Annotated in this window: 14 protein-coding genes; 7 read left to right on the forward strand and 7 right to left on the reverse strand. The window is 61.4% G+C overall.

Going from position 1 to position 15,620, the window contains the following annotated elements:
- Window positions 1-15: 15 nt before the first annotated feature.
- A complete protein-coding gene (locus tag ACOOFN_RS12920; protein ID WP_420432131.1) occupies window positions 16-960 on the reverse strand; it encodes an isopenicillin N synthase family dioxygenase in 945 nt (314 codons plus the stop codon).
- A 362-nt stretch (window positions 961-1,322) separates the two neighbouring features.
- On the opposite strand from ACOOFN_RS12920, the gene ACOOFN_RS12925 reads away from it, so the two are divergent.
- A complete protein-coding gene (locus ACOOFN_RS12925) occupies window positions 1,323-1,595 on the forward strand; it encodes a hypothetical protein (RefSeq protein WP_420432133.1) in 273 nt (90 codons plus the stop codon).
- A gap of 10 nt (window positions 1,596-1,605) precedes the next feature.
- On the opposite strand, the gene ACOOFN_RS12930 is transcribed toward ACOOFN_RS12925, so the two are convergent.
- Window positions 1,606-2,400: a polysaccharide biosynthesis/export family protein gene (locus ACOOFN_RS12930; RefSeq protein WP_420432135.1), complete on the reverse strand. Its 795-nt coding sequence runs from the start codon at window positions 2,398-2,400 to the stop codon at window positions 1,606-1,608.
- 91 nt (window positions 2,401-2,491) lie between these two features.
- Between ACOOFN_RS12930 and ACOOFN_RS12935 the strand changes: the two genes are divergently transcribed.
- The 3 genes from ACOOFN_RS12935 to ACOOFN_RS12945 all read left to right on the forward strand — a co-directional run bounded on the left by ACOOFN_RS12935 (window position 2,492) and on the right by ACOOFN_RS12945 (window position 5,966).
- Window positions 2,492-4,021 (forward strand): GumC family protein, encoded by a 1,530-nt coding sequence (locus tag ACOOFN_RS12935; RefSeq protein ID WP_420432137.1) that lies wholly within the window; start codon window positions 2,492-2,494, stop codon window positions 4,019-4,021.
- A gap of 68 nt (window positions 4,022-4,089) precedes the next feature.
- The gene (locus ACOOFN_RS12940; RefSeq protein ID WP_420432139.1) at window positions 4,090-4,701 is read left to right on the forward strand and encodes a hypothetical protein; all 612 of its coding nucleotides are present in this window, start codon (window positions 4,090-4,092) and stop codon (window positions 4,699-4,701) included.
- Complete coding sequence (locus ACOOFN_RS12945; RefSeq protein ID WP_420432141.1) at window positions 4,698-5,966, forward strand: O-antigen ligase family protein; 1,269 nt, start codon at window positions 4,698-4,700, stop codon at window positions 5,964-5,966. The genes ACOOFN_RS12940 and ACOOFN_RS12945 overlap by 4 nt, the downstream gene beginning before the upstream one ends.
- Here ACOOFN_RS12945 and ACOOFN_RS12950 read toward each other — a convergent pair.
- From ACOOFN_RS12950 to ACOOFN_RS12960, 3 genes are read right to left on the reverse strand one after another with little or no spacing between them, the layout of a single operon-like run.
- Complete coding sequence (locus ACOOFN_RS12950) at window positions 5,942-6,709, reverse strand: polysaccharide deacetylase family protein (RefSeq protein ID WP_420432143.1); 768 nt, start codon at window positions 6,707-6,709, stop codon at window positions 5,942-5,944. The genes ACOOFN_RS12945 and ACOOFN_RS12950 overlap by 25 nt on opposite strands.
- Window positions 6,706-7,641: a glycosyltransferase family 2 protein gene (locus ACOOFN_RS12955; RefSeq protein WP_420432145.1), complete on the reverse strand. Its 936-nt coding sequence runs from the start codon at window positions 7,639-7,641 to the stop codon at window positions 6,706-6,708. Before ACOOFN_RS12955 ends, ACOOFN_RS12950 begins: the two co-directional genes overlap by 4 nt.
- Complete coding sequence (locus tag ACOOFN_RS12960; RefSeq protein ID WP_420432147.1) at window positions 7,638-9,095, reverse strand: lipopolysaccharide biosynthesis protein; 1,458 nt, start codon at window positions 9,093-9,095, stop codon at window positions 7,638-7,640. Before ACOOFN_RS12960 ends, ACOOFN_RS12955 begins: the two co-directional genes overlap by 4 nt.
- A 136-nt stretch (window positions 9,096-9,231) precedes the next feature.
- Here ACOOFN_RS12960 and ACOOFN_RS12965 point away from each other — a divergent pair, with 136 nt between their 5' ends.
- Entirely contained in the window at window positions 9,232-10,320 is a 1,089-nt protein-coding gene (locus ACOOFN_RS12965; RefSeq protein WP_420432149.1) for a GNAT family N-acetyltransferase, read from the forward strand.
- Window positions 10,314-11,432, forward strand: a complete 1,119-nt coding sequence (locus ACOOFN_RS12970) for a glycoside hydrolase family 5 protein (protein WP_420432151.1) — start codon at window positions 10,314-10,316, stop codon at window positions 11,430-11,432. The genes ACOOFN_RS12965 and ACOOFN_RS12970 overlap by 7 nt, the downstream gene beginning before the upstream one ends.
- Here the strand turns inward: ACOOFN_RS12970 and ACOOFN_RS12975 are convergent.
- Entirely contained in the window at window positions 11,429-12,934 is a 1,506-nt protein-coding gene (locus ACOOFN_RS12975) for an exopolysaccharide biosynthesis polyprenyl glycosylphosphotransferase (protein WP_420432153.1), read from the reverse strand. The two genes, ACOOFN_RS12970 and ACOOFN_RS12975, sit on opposite strands and share 4 nt — an antisense overlap.
- A gap of 156 nt (window positions 12,935-13,090) precedes the next feature.
- Here ACOOFN_RS12975 and ACOOFN_RS12980 point away from each other — a divergent pair, with 156 nt between their 5' ends.
- Window positions 13,091-14,038: a hypothetical protein gene (locus ACOOFN_RS12980; RefSeq protein ID WP_420432155.1), complete on the forward strand. Its 948-nt coding sequence runs from the start codon at window positions 13,091-13,093 to the stop codon at window positions 14,036-14,038.
- On the opposite strand, the gene ACOOFN_RS12985 is transcribed toward ACOOFN_RS12980, so the two are convergent.
- Entirely contained in the window at window positions 14,035-15,600 is a 1,566-nt protein-coding gene (locus ACOOFN_RS12985; protein ID WP_420432157.1) for a tetratricopeptide repeat-containing sulfotransferase family protein, read from the reverse strand. The genes ACOOFN_RS12980 and ACOOFN_RS12985 overlap by 4 nt on opposite strands.
- Window positions 15,601-15,620: the final 20 nt, after the last annotated feature.

Raw genomic sequence — 15,620 nt, forward strand, 5'->3', positions numbered from 1 at the left:
TGGACGGATCGCCGATCATAGAAGGCGGATTTCACGCAGGCGCTGCAACAGGTATTCCTGTGCCGTAATCGGCTCGGGATACTGATCCGGATTGTCCTCGGATACACAGCTCGCCAGCGTCTTGATCTCATAATCCGGACGGAAATGCAGGAAAAAGGGCACTGAATACCGCGGATATTTCTGCCGCTCGGGGCTTGGATTGACCACTCTGTGGGTCGTAGAGGGCAAAACATTATTGGTTATCCGCTGCAGCATGTCGCCGACATTGATGACAAGACAGCCGGGGGGCGGATTGATGTCGATCCAGTCGCCGCTTCGACGGTCGATCACTTGCAGCCCGGCTTCCTCCGCCCCGAGCAGCAGTGTGATCGTGTTGATGTCCTCATGCGCAGCTGCCCGGATGGAGCCTTCGGGCACGGCGCTCTCCTGTGCCGGATAGTGCAGCAGCCGCAGGATGGAATTCCCGTCCTTGACAGAGTCATCGAAGAAGTGCTCGTCGAGATCGAGATCACGCGCGACCGCCCGCAACAGGCGGATGCCCAATTTGTCGAGTGCGTCATACAGGCGCTTTACTGCGTGCCAGTCCTCGATTTCTTCCGGAGAGAGATTTTCGCGCATCGTACCGGCATGGGGATGCCCGGGCGGCAGGTCGCGGCCGACATGCCAGAATTCTTTCAAATCGATCTGCTTGGCGCCCTTCGCCGCTTCCCGGCCGAACGCGGTGTAGCCGCGCTGACCTGCACCGCCGTCAACATGATATTTGAGCTTGGTTTCGACCGGGAGGTCGAAAAACGCCTTTGCGCGATCCAGAGCTTCGTCGATGACTTTCTGGTCGATCCCGTGGTCCGAAATCACAGCAAATCCAAAGCGACGGAATTCCTCGCCCAGTTCTGCGGCAAATACGTCCGGGTCGGTTTCGTCCAGTGTCATCGACACCGGGGGAATGATCTGTTCGGTCATCGGCCTTCCTGCTCGCTTCCCTGTCTTTAAATCGACTGCCGATCATCGCAAGTCCCGTCAGGCAGGTTGAAGGACGCGTTTGTAAGGGTTTGATGACGTTTCCTAATGGATGCCCCCCTATCCGTTAGGGGCGTCGCCTTGCCTTCAGGCCTGATTCAGACCGCTTAATCGATCTCAAGTATTCCTAACGAAAATAAACCAAATAATTCGATTAACCCTGACTTTTCTTAACGTTATGGGAACTCCCTGCGGTGAATCTCGAAATTGTCCGAGGCCAAAAAGCCGGGGCATTGGGTGGAACGCCTTCATGCGTCACAACGGCAAAGCCGGGGCGCGAAGGCCAAAAAAAGATGGGGGCCAAAATGGCTTTCACTGATGTGGAAACAGCGCAGGCGCACGACGCGGTCAATGTGGATCCGACGGGCGATGATCTCTGCAAGCTGGGCATTTTGTATTCGACGGGCCAGGGCGGCACGATCGATTACGTCGAAGCGCACAAATGGTTCAATCTGGCGACGCTGATGGGCTGTGACGCTGCGAAATACTACCGGCAGGAAATCTCTGACGAGATGGATCGCTCGCAGATTGCGGCTGCGCAACGTGCGGCGCGCGACTGGCTTGCCACGCGCCACTAGTCCGACCCGTCTATCTGTTGTCGTTGATGGCGTCTGCGATCGCGAACGAGAAAGCCTGGTCGAGCGGCAGAATGCCGTAGACATACTGTTCGATGAACAACGTGATCTCGGCGATCGTCGAGCGCGGCACGAATACGATATCGTGACGCTGTAGGACGAAGGCGTCGCCGCTGCCTTCGCCGCGAAGCGCACGGTGAAGATCCACGGTCCGCATCATCAAGCCGTCGCCGCTTGGTGCACGACGCAGGACGACCACATCACCGCGGGCCGCCGTGTCGCGGAAACCGCCGGCCAGAATGACGGCCTCCAGCGCGCCGATGCGTGATGGCATCGGATACATGCCCGGCGAGTTGACCTGTCCCCCGACAATTATGTTCTGTGGCCCGAAATCCGTTGCTGTCACCTCTACAATCGGATCCCGAAGAGTTTGTGTATAAGCATCGGCAATCACGCTGGCCGCTTCGAAATCCGTGCGTCCTCCGACCATGACCCGCCCCGCGAGCGGCAGGTTGACCCGGCCGTCCGGTCCGACGGTCGCCGTCCGGCTCAGTTCGGTAGCGGTGTGAACCGTGACATCGACCGTGTCTCCGGGAAACAGCCGGAAGGCCGGATCGGCATCGCGCCATTCCACGAAGGCGATATCGCCCCAGCCAGATGGCGCCGTGGAATTCGGTGTGCCGGGCGTTTCCGTCCAGGCATAATAATCGGGCTGATGCGAGCTGCGATTGAATGACCCGCCGCCGCTGCGGACGCTACCGCAGGCCGCGAGAGAGAAAGCCGCAATGAGAAGCAGAATACGCGTCATGACCGACCCGCCAATTGAACCTTACCTGTTTCACAACCTTTCGCGGTTCGGATAATGAAAAATTAAACCGACCGCCGCTTCTCTCATTCACATGAGTCGTGCGTATTCAGGATCGGGCCAATCGCCGCCTGCTCCGCCGGGTCCCGAGGGGGAGAACCGGCGGTCGCTGGACCTGTTTGACCTGATCGAAATGGTCTGGTCGCAGCGCGTCATTATCCTTGTCGTGTTTCTGTTGCTGTTTGCGTTCGGAGCCTCAGCCTCGATCTTGATGCTTGATCGCAGTTACGAGGCACGAGCGCGCCTGCTGGTGCTTCTGGATGATGAAGATCTGACACCCGGTGCAGCCGGTTCCGGCGACGGTTTCATTCTTGAGCAGGTGTTGCAGTCGGAAGCGGAAATCCTCAACTCTGAAACGGTGCGCCGTCGCGCGCTCGATGTGATCGGCCCGGCAGGTGTGCTGCCTGCGGGCGGCACCGAGGCGCAAGCCCTGCGGGCCCTGCGCCAAAGCTTTTCTGTCGAACGATCTCCCAACGCATCGGTCCTGATACCGGTGGTGGAGGGCGATGACCCGGCGCGCTCCGAGCAGACGTTGAATGCCATCATCGATGCATATATCGCGTATCGTCAGGTGGTGTTGACCGGGGACGGGGCGTCGGGAATTTCCGAGCGCCGGGTCCAGGCCGATACGGCTCACGGCATTGCCCTGGCTGCGCTCGACCAGTTCCTGCAGGAAAACGACATCACGGATTATGAAGCCGATCGTGAAGCGGCGATCGCGCGGGTGTCGGCGCTGCAAACACAGTTGCTGACGGCACAGTCCGAAGCGCAGGCGGCGTCCTCGGCGGCATCAGCGCTCCAGGCCCGAATTGCTGGCATGCCCGAGACGATCGAACTCTATGTCGAAAGCAGCGCCGAGAATCAGCTCGCCGAGCTGCGACTGGAACGCGAGCGCTTGTTGGCCCGCTATCTGGAAACGGCTCCCGCTGTTGTCGCTATCAATCGCGAGATCGCGGAGCTCGAGGAATTCATCACCGGCGGCGGTGTCGCGGGACTCGGCAACACACGCACGGGCGTCAATGAAGTCCGCAGTGCTCTGGTCGAGGAACAGATGCGCCAGGAAGTCCGGGCAAGCAGCCAGACCACCCTCGCGGCGACATTGCGCCGGCAATGGCGAGCTGCCCAGCAGGAGGTCCAGAGATTGCGGGATCTTGCACCGGAATATCGTCGGCTGGCTCAGGATGTCGCGGCGACCGAAACCGCTGCGACCGGGCTGGCAACTCAGCAGGCTGAGGCGGAAGCCCGGCAATCGCTGGCACCGGGAAGTGCAGATGCCGTACGGATCGTGGAGCGCGCCTATGCACCACCGGAAGGGTCGTCGCTGAAAAAGCTGGGAATCGCCGCTTCGTTTGTTTTCGCTGCCGGCGCTGCAATGTTGCTCGGCTTGTTGCGCGGTTACTGGATCAACCATGTCAGCCCGCACGCTTCCGGCCGACCGCTTCCGCGAGACCAGGCTGCGGCGGAGGCTGTGAGCCACGAGCCTGTTCCGATGCCGTCCCAGGTTGCCGGGATCCCGGTCCTGATCCGGATGCCGCAAAGAGGGGCGGCGTTGGGTCGTCGTTAACCGGTCACGGGGAATCCTGCCCCCCAACAATGATTCGTGGCGATTCGATGGTTGATCTGTCCTTGGAAATGCGAACGCTGGTCGACCAGCTTGAGCCCATTGCGCGCCCCGGCGGCAAGGGTCGCGTCCTGATGTTTCTCGGTGCAAGCAGGAATGCAGGAACATCCACGATTGCGCGGGAGTTTGCCCGCACGGCCGCTCCACGATCACGCCGCGGTGTGTGGCTGTTTGACATGGACTTCGCCCGGAACGGTCAGGCAAAGGCGCTGTGTCCACCGGACAGCAAGGCTTTCGATGCCTCCTTCGGGCGCCCGCCATTCTGGTATGCCCAGCCGGACGCCTCCAGGGCACGACTGGTTGCGAAACCGGCCGGTCGCCATCTCTATGTGACCGAATTCCAACGGGCACGCGGTGCGATCGAGCGACTGGAATTCGGACATTCGCCGACCTACTGGAAGGCAGTGCGCGGCAGTATCGACCTCGCCGTGATTGATGCGCCCGGCGCGGGGCGGGCCATCCTGCCGCTTGTCGGCGATACCGATGGTGTCATCCTGGTTGCTGACGATCAGCACTGGAGCGAGCGCGCGATCGAGGCGCGACGTGAGGCGATCGAACGGCGGGGCGGGGTGGTCGCCGGAATCGTCTGTAACCGGGCACGACCGATACGGCAGGCGGCTTGACCAGCCTTGCCGGTCATATTCATGCGGTGCGTTCGGCACCGTCGCTCAATCTATTGCGTCCGCTAGAATTCCTGATTGCCGGGACCTTGCTTTTCTTGTTGTCGCAAGGATTGCTGGGGCCGCTTCTGGCGGCCGATGGCGATCCCGACAGTTCTGCCTTGTTGCGCGCCATGTGGCTGCCGATCTATGCGCTGACCCTTTTATGGCTCGTCAGTTCGCCGACCCGCACGCTCGACCTGATGTGGCGAGTACCGGTTATTCTGCTGCTATCGGCTCTGTGTCTGGCGTCGTTTGTCTGGTCGGTCGATTCCGGACTGACCCTGCGGCGCGGATTTGCGCTCGTCATGACAACGCTTATCGGAATTGCACTGGCCGCAAGGTTCGATTGGGACGAATTGATCCCGCTCTTTGCGGCGGTATTCGCGATCATTGCCCTGCTCAGTGCGGCGATGGCGCTGGGATATCCCGCTATGGGTGTGCATCATGATGTTCATTCCGGAGCCTGGCGCGGCATTTTCTGGGAGAAGAACACGCTTGGCGCAATGATGGCGTTCGGCACGGCAGCGGCGATTGCGGCTTCGGCTTGCCAGCCGTCGCATCGCCGGATCTGGTGGGGGCTGGCGACCTTCATGGCCGCCATGGTTTTGATGTCGACTTCGAAAACGGCCCTCCTGGCCATGCTGTTGTCGCTTTCCGGCTGTGGCGCGATCCATCTCGTACGGCGCGGGTTCGGATTCGCCGCCCTGATCCTGTGCGGTGGGGGGCTGGTTGTGTTTGTCGGCGGCCTGATCCTGTCGGTGGCGCCGGTAACCGTCATCGAGGCGATGGGGCGTGACGCCACGCTTACCGGACGCACCGACATCTGGATCATCCTCGCCGAGCAGGTCGAAGACCGGCCCTGGACAGGGTTCGGCTACGGCGCGTTCTGGAGCGGAGACTACGGACCGGCTTTCTGGGTGCGCCAGCGCACGCAATGGGACGTGCCAACAGCGCACAACGGTTGGCTGGAACTGGTGTTGGCTGTCGGTATCCCCGGCGTCGTCTTGATGTTGATTTCGCTCCTGGCGAGCCTGGCGCGGGCGTTTGGCCGGTTATTTAGAGGCCCGGAAGCCTATTGGGCGATCGTTTTCTTCGTGTTGATCGCGCTGATAAGCATCTCCGAAAGCAATCTTGTGCAGCGCAATGCGATCAGCTGGGTGCTGTACGTTGCGACCGCCGCCCGGCTCGCCATGCCGCGCCGCTATTCGCGAACCAGGCTTCGGTAAGCCTCGGTCACCGGCATCACGTCGGCACCGCTGCGGGCCACCGCATCGCAAACCTCGCGGAATTGCTGGGGCGTGCAGCCCCATGGCGTGGGTTCGGTGCAAATGTCATGCGCGAAGAAAATGAGCCAACCCGGTGTATTCTGGCCGTCTTCAATAAAGGAAAGGGCGCGCGCAATGCCAGCTTCGCCACCGTCGATCCCTACTGCCTTCAAAAGGTGACGGTCGTCACCGGACCGATTGATGCCCGGTTGCACTCCGCGCAGCGTTTCATACCGCGCTGAAAGCGCCCGTTTCGCGCGTGGCGTCGCCTCACCGAAAGGATAGGCGAAGGCCGGCAAGCTGCCACGATATCCCATAGCCGCAAGCGCCGCCTGGTTCTCGTCGATTTCGGCCTCTACGGTCGCCAGGCTCGCAGCGGCAATATCGAGGTGACTATGCGTGTGACAGGCGATTTCGTGTCCCGCTTCGACAAGTCGCTTGATGTCCGTGGCGTCGAATAACGCCCCGTGGTGGTTTTCACCGCCTGCAAAACCGGCAGCGGCATACCAGGTGCCGCGCCAGCCATGCCGTTCGAGTTCGCTGGCGCCATTTTCGACCGCAGATTTTGGAAAATCGTCGAACGTGAAAGAAACCGTCAGCTTTCCGGTGGCGAGGCGCAAGGGATCGCGCTCGAAAAGGCGAGCCGACAGGCGCCGCCATTTTCCGGCCAGGCCGCTGGATGGAATGTAGGTGGCGTCTGTCATGAACGTAGCGCCTCTGCCGCCCAGCTGGCGCGCCACAGCTTCAATGCGGTGGTGCGCGCTCTCATCGGCGCAATCGGCGTCCGTGCCATCAAGGCCCAGACGCCGCGCAGCAATGCCTGACCGGGAACTGCGCGAAGGAAGCGTGCAGCCCTTGCACTGGGCAGGTGTGCGAGTTCGGGATGTTTGTCCAGCAGCCTCGCGTAATTCTGCGCGGCATCCTTGAATCGCCGCAGCAGAATGTCGGCAGTTTGCCAGCCGGCATGGCCTGCAGGGTGATCAACATGGACCAGTTCGCCGCACTGATCTGCGCGCACTGCCCAGTCGACATCTTCCCAGCCCCAGCCGGTAAAATGTTCGTCGAACGGCGTCCGGCGCATCAGTTCGGCGCGAACCAGCAGATTGCTCGTGCAAACCGCCGAGGCGCCGGTCCGCTGACGTAAGGCCGCAGAATTCTCGTCACTGGAGCGCGCCAAAGCCGCATGCAGGCGGTGCGCGGGACAGGTAACGGGATCGGCAGTATACCCGCCGAAGGCCACGTCGAATTCTCTTGTCTCGATGAGATCCAGCCAACCGCGCAAAAAGCCAGGCGCCACGGTCATGTCTGCATCCAAAAACAGCAACCAATCTGCAATCGCTGCACCGGCCAGCCGGTTCCGACCGTTTGCGCGTCCGACATTTCGCCGCGCGGTCAGAAGGCGAATTGGGACCGGCAGCGCGGCGACAGCATCGCTGACGGCAACATTGAGTGCAGGGTCGGGTTCGCCATCATCGAACAAGACGATTTCGACTGGCAGTTCGCCCGCCGACACCTCGTCGACGAGATCCATGAGCAGCGGCCGCGGATCGTCGCGATAAAAGGGGATCAGGATAGACAGAGTGGGCGAGAATGACGTGCACGCGGCCGTGTTGGAGAAATCGGCGTATTCGCTCATGTCACGGCCTCCGACGGTTGCAGCCAGCCGTGCGCAATACGGAGCCAGCTGCGGCACCCGGCGATGTTCATTGCCAGGGCGAGTCCGGCATAGGCCGCAAACCCGGCTGTGGATTTTGCAATCAGGACAAGGAAAGCCGGGCCGGTGACCGGCAACAGGATCACAACGAGTGCCATGCCGGCGGTGGCCGCCAGCGCTTTTGCCCAGTCCAGCCATGGCAGAGGTAGCGGGAAGAGCTGGTGGCCGACGAGCGCACACGCGACAAGCCCGGCCGCATAGGCAATTACGGTGGCCGCTGCTGCGCCGGCAATGCCGAACAGCGGCAGCAAGACGATGTTCAGCGCGAGATTGAACAGGGCGGCAGCGGCCATGATGCCGGCCATCCAGCGGGTTTTGCGTCGCAAAATGAAGGCTTCGTGGAAATAGTAGGTCATCAAGCCATTCATCAGGCCGGCGACAGCGATCCAGGGCAGGATCGTTGCAGCACCTTCCCGGAAATCTGCGCCGACCATGACGGCGGCGAGGGGAGTCGCGACCAGGGCCAGTCCGACGGCTGCTGGAAAACCGAGCAACCCCATGACACGGGCCGACTGGCCGGCGACTTCCCGCGCGGCGGCTTCGCCGTCACGTTCAATGGCTCGGATCATCAGCGGTGTGGCTGCTGCGCCGAGCCAGATGAAGAGAATGTCGATGGTCCGATCGGCAAGGCCGTAGCCAGCAGCGTAGATGCCCACTGCGGCTTCGTCGAGAAATCCGGCAATCAGGAAGCGGTCACCCGCCGACAGCAAGTGTTCGAATACAAGAGACACCGATACGGGCAGCCCGTAGGCGAAATAGACGGAAGCGCGGCGCTTGCGAGGCTTACCGCCTACTGCCTGGCGGATCTGGGCTGGGAACTCGAAAAATAGCGTGATGAGGCTGGCCAGCGCCATTCCGGCAATCGGTCCGGCAGCGCCGAGTGGCGTGGCCATGAGAATGCCGATGCCGAAAGCAAATCCGCCGAGCGTGTTCAGCGTTTCGAACACGGAATAGCTGGCGACCTGGCCCGCTGCCCGGCGTGTCTCCAGACCGATGGCCAGCGCCGAGCGCAGCGTGAGCGCAGCGAGGCCGAAACCAAGCGCGGTTTTCATCGTGGCTGAGAAGGGGGCAAGGGCCAGGCCGATCGTTCCCAATGCAATGATACCGACCGATACGAGGGCATAGGTGGAATAGATCGTCATCAAGTGCGTCGGCAGGCTGCCGCGTTCCGCGGCACGGGCGTGAAAACGGGCAACGGACGCGTCGAGCCACGTATGAACAGCCATTGCCGTGATGTGCATGGCCGCCAGCGCCAGGGCATACTGGCCGTACATTTCCGCCGGCATCAGCCGCGTGAGAACCGCAACGCCGCCGAATCCGACGAGCCCGCGCGCCAATTGTACCGGCAGGTATCCGAGAATATGTTTGCCTAGCATGCGGACGCCGACTCCGAATTGACGCCGGAAGCGTGCCGCAAACCTTCTAAAATGCCGTGAACGCGGAGCGCCGCAGTGAAACGAATATTCAACCCTGGTGCTGTAAGTTTGCACGGAGGGTCAAAGGATCACCGCCATGCACCGCCTGACTGCCGAGCTCAAGCGTCCAAGCGAGTTAACGCCAGAGGAGCGCGGGGCGTGGATCGCTTTCACCGATGACAACGGGGCGCTCGCGAGCCCGTATTTCAGGCTCGAATTCGCGGAGTGCTGTGAAGAGGTGCGCAGCGATACGCGCATCATCGTCGGCCGGACGGGCGGGCAGATCAGCGGGTTCCTGCCATTGCAACTGGGCCGCATTGGTTATGCAAGGCCGCTTGCCGGTCCGTTGGGAGATGTTCACGGATTGATCGTGCCGGACGACGGCGAGGCGGATCCGCGAGCCTATCTGCAAGCCGCCGGCGTTCCGCTGTTCGAATTCCACAGCGCAACAGGGATTGGACAGAATTGGCGGGATTACGGCGTCTGTCGCGACGGGGCATGGATTTGCAACGTGTCGAACGGTTTCGATGCCTACATGGCCGATCGGAAAAAACTGAGTTCGAGCGCGATGCGAAACTATCGTTCGCGCTTCCGTAGGCTTGAAGCTGAAGAGGGCGGCTTCGAGTTCCGGATGGACGACAAGACGCCAGAGAACCTCGCCCAGATGATTGACATGAAACGGGCCCAATACCGTCAAACGAAGGTGTTCGACGTATTTTCGGTTGGCTGGACGCGGCAGCTGGTGGCAGCGATTTTACGGCGCAAGAGCGACCGCTTCGAAGGGCTCTGCTCGACCCTGACGATCAATAACAAGGTTGCAGCGATCCATATCGGCATGACAAGCGAGCGTCTGACCCATTACTGGTTTCCGGTTTATAATCCGCAACATAGCCGCTTAAGCCCGGGCATTCTTCTGCTGATGGAAATGATCAGGTGTGCTGCTGATCAGGGCAAGAGTGGTGTCGACCTCGGGCCAGGCGATTACCGTTTCAAGGCCGATCTGGGATCGTACCAGATGCCGCTCTGGACCGGGTCTGTGATGACGAAATCGGCTCCGGCAATGCTGCGGGAAGCTGCCGACACACTGGCCGGTGGCATGGAAAAACTGCCGATTGGCAGCCTCGGCAGCTTGCCGCGCCGCGCCATGCGCAGGGCCGACAAGCTGGCGGCATTCTACGCATGGTAGAAGGCACTGACCGGCGAGGGGTTCTGATTGGCGGAGCGTCTGCCTTGCTGCTGAGCGGCCAACGTAGCGCGCCAAGGCCGAAGATCGAACTCTGGAACAATGCCACGGGACCGCATTTGCGTGGCGCGGTCTTACCACAGCGCCGCGTTTACCCGGAGATCGACGGCGTCACATTCCTGGGCCCCGGCCCGGTTGGTGCACCGGTCAGCGATTCTTCGTTGCACGAGCTCGCCGATGCCGGTGCGAACCTAGTGGTTTTGTCGTGTCCCGGCCTGTTTCGCGAATCCGAACCCTTCGAACCGGACCCGCAGATTGCCAACTGGCTTGTCGCGCTGGTTGATCGCTGCACCGCGCAGGGCCTTTTCACGGTGATCGGTTTCAGAACCGGGCCGGGGCGATCGGAGTTCACTTTCCACCGGGACAATCCGGACGATTGGTTTCCGGCCTTCATGATCGATGAACGGGTTTGGCAAGCACCGGAAATGCAGCGCGCATGGGCCGACATGTGGCGCTACACCGCGCGCCTTTTTGCGGGCCATCAAGGCGTCGCCGGTTATGTCCCGATGGTCGAGCCCAATGCGAGCCATATCAGGTCGCAATTCGATTGGCCGCGGTTCGCGTTACGCCTTGCAGCGGCTATCCGCGACGAGGACAGCACAACTCCCATTCTGATTAGCCCGGATGGATATGCGAACCGGAGTTTTGCATCGGAGCTGCCGCTCGAAACCGTTCCGAACGCCGTTCTGTTTCTTCACGACTATACGCCCTACGATTACACGCATGCCGGGCCCGAAAATTCTGCGACATTAAATTTGCAGGACGCCGAAATCGCTCCGCCAGCAGCGCGCCGCTGGGCCGTGGGCGAATTCGGCGTCCGGCGGTGGGTGCCGCAAGCTGATCGCTTTCTCGATGTCCGGCTGAGATCACTTGAGGCGTCGGGTGCCAATTCGGCGATATTTCACTGGCCGAGTGGCTGGCACGAATACGAGCGCGTCGAGAACGCCTGGAACCCTTTGCTTGGGTCTGATCCCGCGAATTCATCGCGCTTGGCTGACGCGCCGATTCTGGCTGTCTTGCGCCAGCACTGGTCGCGGAACACGATCCGTCCCTAGCGGACGTTGATCTTGTCGCCGAGCAGGGCGGGCCCGGTGCGCAGCATGATCCAGAAATCGAACCACAGGCTGGCGCGTGAAATGTATTCGACGTCGTAACGGATGCGCTCGCGTGCCGCCTCGGGCGTATGCAGCGGGCCGCGCGAGCCATTAACCTGCGCCCAGCCGGTCAGACCCGGCTTCACACGGTGGCGATGCGCGTACTCGGCCACGAGACTGGAGGTGAGAGCACCGCCGGTCCTCATCGATGGAGCATGCGGGCGCGGGCCGACAAGCGACATCTCGCCTTTCAGCACGTTCCAGAGCTGCGGCAGCTCGTCCAGCGATGTCCGGCGGATAAACCGACCGATTCGGGTGACACGCGGATCGTCGCGCTCGACCTGACGGACGGTGCCTTTATCGGGCAGCGGGTCGTTACGCATTGACCGGAATTTGAGAATTTCGATCGGCTTGCCGTTGAATCCTTCGCGTTTCTGCCGAAACAGGATCGGACCGGGTGAATCCAGCCTTATCAACAAGGCCAACACTGCCATGACGGGAAGTGCTGCGGTAAACATCAGCGTGCCGATGACCAGGTCCTGAAGGCGCTTTGCGATCACCCAGCCCGGTGAAGCCGATGTGCCGGACAGGCGGGCGGCCGGTGAGTTGGCAATATCCTTAAGCGATTGGTTCTTGGTATTGAAATGCTCGAAGTCGAGGATCAGGCAGACAGGTTGCGGCAAGGCAGACAGACGCGAAAGCAAGGTTTGCACGCGTTGAACGGCATGCGGGGTGACCGTGATGATGATGCGATCGACTTCGTGCAGATAAGGCCACCCGACGAGGTCATTGACCGATCCCAGATAGGGCGTTCCGGCGAGAGCTGACGGGCTGCGCGAGCGGCGATCGTCGAAAACGCCAAGAATGTTGAGGACTCGGCTACGGGTGTTGGCCTCGATCAGGCGACGCGCATTGGCGGTCGCGCCGACCACGACGGCGTTCGCAGCCAGTCGGCCCTGGCTGGCCCAGTATTCGATGAAGAATGCGTAGACGGCGTGGATCACGAAGAAGGCCGCTACGCCGACGCCCGCCTGGAGGGCGGCCTCGCGAGATAGCAGGATGTCGGAGAATTGTACCAGAAGGATAGACGCAGTGCCCGCAACGCCCAGCGAAATGATGCTCGTGGCCAGATGACGCCAGGCTGACTGGCGGGCGCGTATGCGATACACGCCGGTCGCGCGGAACAAGACGAAAGCCGTTCCCAGAAACACCAGCAGCGGCCAGAAATGAGCGCCAAAATTCATGAAGGCCGAAATGACCAGAGCGGCCATCACGCACAGGTCGACCAGTTGCAGGGCGCGGCTAAGCGTTGCGCGGTCAATCCTGTTCGATGGCGGCACACGCCGCAGGTCCTCGCTCTTGTCGGCATCGCGCCGGCCCCGCCCCATTTCGAGCCCGGCGAAGCCTGGCGATACGTCGTTGGCAGGCGAGAATGACGGATTTTGATGCGGCCGATCTGACATGATGTTCGCCCTGAAGGTAATCAACAGTCGCTGATCATGCCTCAACAAGGAAAAGATTCGGTTTTCAGGCGTGGTTAGCAAACCATAAACGCGGATGCTTCGCGCTGTGCGAGATTGCCTGTATATTCCACCGCAAACGAGAAAGTGGGGGCGATCATGTTTCGAAGTCTTGTAATCATGGCTGCCGGCGGTCTCGTGTTGGCGGCTTGCGCTTCGACACCTCAAGGCTTGTCGGGCGAGGACATGGTTTCGTCGATGTCGCCCGTTCCGGCAGACGCTAGCTTAACTCGCGATGCGGGTGGCGGAAGGAGTACAGAAGCAACCGTCGTGAGCGGTTTCGTCTATCCCGCCATCGGTTCGGCGTTTGCGGGCACGCGACCGGATACGCCCTATGTGATGCAAGCCAGCGGCGAGCAACCTTACTGGCGATCCAGTGCCGAGTTTTATGAGTTCAACGGTGAAATCCACGCCCGATTTTCGCTCATCGCGGCCGACGAGACGCCTCTCCAGGCCGATTTGCGGCAAGCGTCTGATCATCTGGTTCACGGCTACCGGCGGTTTGTGTCGTCGGATGCTGACGGCGAGCGCATTTCTGCCGCTTACCAAGCCGGCCCGTGTATTGACAGCATGGGCGTGGAAAGAGGGTTTTTTACCTCTATACGCGTCAATGGCACCATCTATGAAGGCTGTGCGCGGGAAACCGGCGGCCAGTGGGACTGGAGCCGGGATCTGCTGACGCGTTTCGACGCGATACAGATCTGTCTCGACGAAGTTCCCAACGCGCTGGCCGCTGTCGACGCTTATTCTCCAACGCCGGACAACACCGCGGTTCGGGTCTTGCGCGCTGACCACCAACGCTTCGAATGCATCATCGTCAATGAGGACCGCCGGCTGGCGTCCGTGCGCGAACTTGATATCACGGAGGTTCATCTCAATGAGGGACGGACCATTTTCACGCGCGTCCCGATCGATGACGGCCATGCGTGCCTGAGCGAGGAGACGATTATCAATTCGGCTGGTGACGAACTGGGTTATCTCGTACACGATCTCTGCCAGAATCCCCGGACACACGTTGAAGGGCCGCTGGAGCCGGGTGAAAGCTAGCCAATCCGGACGGCGGCCAGTCGTTCGGCTACCGGTGCCAGCTGATTCTCGAAATCGAGCCAGTGATCGATCGAACGGTCGTGCACCGGCTCGCGAACCTGATCTGCGCTGGCGGTTGATACGGGCGCTGCCTGGCTTGTGAAATCAAGGCAAGCGGGATCCCATTCGAGGCCGAGGAAAGCGACGAGCTGTTTGGCTATTGTCTCGGTTTCGCGGACTACAGTCTCGTAGCTGACGTGCAAAATGTGCTCGGGCCAGCCGGCTTCCCAGTGAGTCATCAAGCTGTTCTTGGCCGCGATGTAATCGGCAATATCGGTCAGGTCATAGGACCAGTGATACCGATCGCGAAACAATGTCTTGAAAGTCGCCAGTGCGGCATCCATCGGTTGCCGGTCGACATGGATGATACGTGCTTCAGGGAGTGCTTCCGCGATCAGGCCAGCGTAAAGGAAATTCGTTGGTGTCTTGTCGATGACAACGCCTTGGCTATGACCACGTCTCGTGAGCGTATCGCGATATCGCTGCCCGACAGCGGCGAGATCGATCCGCGGCGTCAGCCGCGCAAGTCCGACCGGGTCGCGCGCTGCGGCGAGCGCCGGTTCGTCCAGTAAACTGACAATGAAATCCTCGGTTTCCCCGACCGATGCGATTTCCGGATGAGATGACAGGATGCGGTCGACGAGCGTCGAGCCCGCGCGCGGAAGGCTGACGATGAAAACCGGGGTCAGCGGGGCGCGTTCCGGAACCCTCTCGCTTTTCGGCCAGAGTCGCGCGGTCTCCGCCATCGCGTCCAGTTCGGGCTGAATCCGGTAGGGCCGCGCCCGGCGCATGGCTTCGGCACCCCGCGACCAGGCCGAGAATGCCTCGGCCCAATTTCCGAGATCCTCGAGCTCCTTGCCAAGGGCATAGTGGATGGCCGCCGCGTCCTGCAGGCCGAAGCGCGGATCGCTGCCGATTTGCCGGAGCCTGTCGATCCGATTGTTATCGTGCAAGGCCTTCTCAACGAGCGCGCGCGCATACCAGGCCTCCGCGTGAAGCGGATCGGCGGCCGTCACGCGATCGAGGTTGGCTGCGGCGTCTTCGCGTCGTCCGTTAAAGCGCTGGGCTGCGGCTAGGTTGAATCGGCATCGCGGATCGTGCGGGACCAGCGCAACAAGTTTCGCATACGCGCGCTCGGCTTCGTGATGGGCGCCGCATGCCGTGTAGGCGGCTCCGAGTTGATCGGCGATCACGGGGTCACGGATATCCGTTGGAGCGATGGTCCTTGCGGCGGTCAGCGCTTCATCGAACAGCCGGAAACGGGCCAGCAGATTGGCTGCCTGTGCAACTGGCCGCGGTGCACTTGCGCCCGCCTGCGCGGCCTTGCGTGCATGGAGGATGGCGGGTGCGCGATCGCCGAGGCGATCGCAGATGAAGGCCGCAAACGCATTGAGCCCCGGGTGTTCCGGCGTGGTTTCGAGGGCTGCCAGCACGCGGTCGCGCGCACCGTGAGTGTTACCGGCGGCCAGCAGGCGCGGCAATTCGCTGAGAACGTCCTCGATCTGGGGGATGTCGGCAGGCATTGGCCGCATAAAGCCGCTAC

Origin of the sequence: Hyphobacterium sp., assembly GCF_965217055.1 — a bacterium.
Lineage (GTDB): Bacteria > Pseudomonadota > Alphaproteobacteria > Caulobacterales > Maricaulaceae > Hyphobacterium.